The 3,382-nt window shown below is 34.6% G+C and carries 4 protein-coding genes and 1 pseudogene; 1 reads left to right on the forward strand and 4 read right to left on the reverse strand.

The features are described from left to right. Positions 1–587, forward strand: a 587-nt coding sequence (locus tag SOY52_RS09115; RefSeq protein ID WP_320848646.1) for a sigma 54-interacting transcriptional regulator, incomplete at its 5' end; no start/stop codon positions are given. On the opposite strand, the gene SOY52_RS09120 is transcribed toward SOY52_RS09115, so the two are convergent. From SOY52_RS09120 to SOY52_RS09135, 4 genes and pseudogenes are all read right to left on the reverse strand, one after another. Beyond that, positions 565–1,737, reverse strand: a complete 1,173-nt coding sequence (locus SOY52_RS09120; RefSeq protein WP_320848647.1) for an alkaline phosphatase family protein — start codon at positions 1,735–1,737, stop codon at positions 565–567. The two genes, SOY52_RS09115 and SOY52_RS09120, sit on opposite strands and share 23 nt — an antisense overlap. Positions 1,738–1,753: 16 nt before the next feature. Beyond that, positions 1,754–2,380 (reverse strand): hypothetical protein, encoded by a 627-nt coding sequence (locus SOY52_RS09125; protein WP_320848648.1) that lies wholly within the window; start codon positions 2,378–2,380, stop codon positions 1,754–1,756. 4 nt (positions 2,381–2,384) lie between these two features. After that, entirely contained in the window at positions 2,385–3,203 is an 819-nt protein-coding gene (locus SOY52_RS09130) for a carbohydrate ABC transporter permease (RefSeq protein WP_320848649.1), read from the reverse strand. Further along, positions 3,200–3,382 (reverse strand): annotated as a pseudogene (locus tag SOY52_RS09135) (sugar ABC transporter permease); the annotation flags it as partial. The pseudogene SOY52_RS09135 and the gene SOY52_RS09130, both read right to left, overlap by 4 nt.

Here is a 3,382-nt window from a genome sequence, read left to right on the forward strand (position 1 = left end):
TCCTTCAAGATAGAAAGATTACTCGTTTAGGTGGTACTACTCCTATGCCTATTAATGCAAGAATTGTTGCTGCTACAAATAAAAATCTTGAAGAAATGGTTCAAAAAGGAACCTTTAGAGAGGATTTATTCTATCGTTTAAATGTTGTTAGAATTGTTATACCTCCACTAAGAGATAGAAGTGATGATATCCCTCTTCTTGCTGCTTCAATTATTGCTCGCTACAACCGTTCTATGGGTTCAAAGATTGAAGGTTTTTCACCTGAAGCATTAGAAGCTCTAAAGAAACATAACTTCTATGGTAATGTTAGAGAGCTTGAAAATGTGCTAGAGCGTGCTATGATCTTTGCAGAGCAAAGCGTTATTACACTTTCTGATTTAGATTTGCGTTCTTCAGTTAGTCGTCCTGATGTTCAAGCAAAGCAAAAGGAAGTTTTACAAGAAGCTGTAAGTTTAAAGGAAATTGAAAGACAAGCAATTTCAAGAGCCCTTCAAAGATGGGAAGGAAATAGAACCCATGCAGCTGAAGAGCTTGGTATTTCTAGAAGAACACTTATTAGTAAAATTAGCGAATATGGCTTGGAGTGATAGATAATACACTTCCATCCATATTGGTGGGAAAAATATTGAATAAGCTTAGAATTGTTGGTGCGATATCAACGCTATTACACTCCTTTAGCTCGGTCTCATAATTTGAAATTATTAGCGGGCTAAATGGAGCTTTTTCTGGTAAAAATCCATGTGATGAGTGGTTATCTATAGCTTCTTTATAAAGAATATCACCATGGGTAAAGGTGTAGTTATCTGAGCTTGTTAGGGCAAGTGAGAAGTCTCCAGCGAGGTTATATTTCTCATTTGCTTCAGCTTCAGTTAATACACTTTCAATTGGATATTTTTCCTTTAACTTTAAGAAGATATCCTTAGCTTTATTTGCATTAATATCTGTTTTAATAAAAGCCATGTAGGAGTAATCATATACTTTAAATTGGCTATCAAGCTTTTCATCCTTTAAAGCCTTTTCAAGTGAAAAGTAATAATTAAAGTTTCTATGTCCATGATCACCTAGGATAATAACTGTTGTATCCTTAGATAATGAAGATAAAATTTCTCCTAGTTTTTCATCAATAAAATTAATTGCATGTAGGTTCTTTTCACTCTCTGCACCATTTTTATGCCTTTGATGGTCTAAGTATGAAAGGTGTACCATGCCAAAATCGATGTCGTTTTCTTTCATTATTGAAGAAAAACATTTGGATGCGAAGTTATCCATTCCCGGTGTTCTCATCCAGTCTAATAGCTCTTTAAAACGTTCAAAGTAAGAATAACCTAATTTACTAGATGAAGACTTGAAAAGATTTGATGGGTCAATATTAGGAGCTTTCTCCCATATTTCAGGGACTAAGTAATCAATGTCTGCATTTCCCGTTACAGGAAAGCAGACAGATGCAGTTTTGAAACCACTCTTTTTAAGATAGTCTGTTAAAAAAGGAACTTTAACAGCTCTTTTATACCAATTCCAATCACCATTTTCTTTTGTGTTGCTGATGATGCCGGTTTTATTGGGATAGCATCCTGTCATAATAGATGTATGACATACATAAGTATGGGTTGGAAATACTGGACAAATTTTGTTAATTACGGCTGAGTGCGATAGTAGAGAGCCAAAGTTTTTCAATTTAGAAAAATACTTTAAGTCATCATAGATAAGAGCATCTATAGATATTAATACAACTTTCATCTATCACACCATAGTCTTAGAACTGCCAAGAGTTGTATTCAAATGGAGCTACATCACTTTCATCAGTATCATTAGCTTCATTTTTGCAGTACTCGAGATAGTCATTATAAATCTTTTTAATATCTTCACCTTCAAGCTGTGGAATAACACGGCTAGCTTCAGTTAAGAAGTGTAGTTCATCACGTCCCATTTCACGACCTTTTTTAGTGTGAAGGTCATAGGCATAATCAGGAACCTCAACACCACGACCATGCTTGAAATCTTTAATCAACATGTTCTTTACATTATCGCTACTTCTTTCCTTTTTCTGTCGGCAAAGGAAACGGATTGCATGTACAAAGAACATTGGTCTATCACCATCGTTGTAAAGATATTCTTTTCTAATGCAGTTTAATGTGTAGATAAGATTAGGAGCTTCAACACAGCCAAAACCAATATCCTCAACACTAATAGCCATTAATCTTCTCCAAAGCTTATCTTCAAACTGTGGAGATGTAATATACATTTCATAAGCAGCTGCAAGAGCATTGTGCTCTAAGCCTCTTCTAATTGATTTTTGGAGCATAGAAATAATTTCATCTCCACTAAATCCATTACGAGTTGTTACACTTGCCCATGGATCATAAGACATAAATTCACTCATTTTATTATCCTTTGATGCCTGATGAAGAAACACCGGCAACGAAATATTTCTGTGTTACGATAAAGAGGATGATTACAGGTACAATTGCCATTGATGCACCAGCTAGCTGCATAGGAATATTTGCACCACCTCTTTCTTGGAAGAACTTTAAAGCTGGTGTAATTAACTGCTTTGAAATTGAGTTAATAAACAAGTATGGATCAATAAAGTTATTCCAAATATTGATAAAGCTGAATAGTACAGCTGTTGCAATTGAAGCTCCTGAAAGTGGAATAAAGATTTGCATCATTATTCTTAAATTTGAAGCTCCGTCAATTCTTGCTGCTTCAATAAAGTCCTCTGGTACAGAAGAGAAGAATTCTGTTAATAACATTAAGTAGAATACTTCACTTACTTCAGGAAGAATAATTACCCAAATGGAATCAAGGAGATGAATTTGTTTAAAATACAAATATCTTGGAACCATTGTTGTTTCTCCTGGTACCATCATTGTTGCAACAAGGAAAGCCCAAATAAGTGTTCTACCTTTAAACTTCATTCTAGAAAAGGCAAAGGCTGCAGGAATTGTTACAGCTAAGCGTAGAATGATAGTAACTGTCACAGTAACAATAGTATTTGAGTACCAATTGAAGAAGTTTTCATTACCTAAAACTGTTTTATAGTTTTTTATTGTAGGCTGTACGGACGCAAAAATAGGTTTATAAGCATCACCACTTGTTCTAAATGATATTACTATCATCATGATAAATGGAAAAAGCGATAGAATACCTAGAGCCCACATAATAATTGCAAATAAATTAAGTGGTTCTTTTTGTTTAATCATTTTCCCCATACATCCCTCACTTTGTTTAGAGCTGTATTTATTGCAACTATCATGATAGTGAGCAATACACCTTCTGCAGAGGCAATACTAAACTTCATATAAGTAAATGCGTCTTCATAGATTTGATATGAAAGCGTTCTTGTTGATGTGCCTGGACCACCTGCGGTGAGACCTACAAT

The sequence above is a fragment of the Bullifex sp. genome (assembly GCF_034103065.1).
Classification (GTDB): Bacteria; Spirochaetota; Spirochaetia; order Sphaerochaetales; family Sphaerochaetaceae; genus Bullifex.

What these genes read in the sequence shown, in the direction of transcription:
- SOY52_RS09120 (WP_320848647.1), bottom strand. Translation starts at nt 1,737, where the DNA reads ATGAAAGTTGTATTAATATCTATAGATGCTCTTATCTATGATGACTTA.
- SOY52_RS09125 (WP_320848648.1), bottom strand. Translation starts at nt 2,380, where the DNA reads ATGAGTGAATTTATGTCTTATGATCCATGGGCAAGTGTAACAACTCGT.
- SOY52_RS09130 (WP_320848649.1), bottom strand. Translation starts at nt 3,203, where the DNA reads ATGATTAAACAAAAAGAACCACTTAATTTATTTGCAATTATTATGTGG.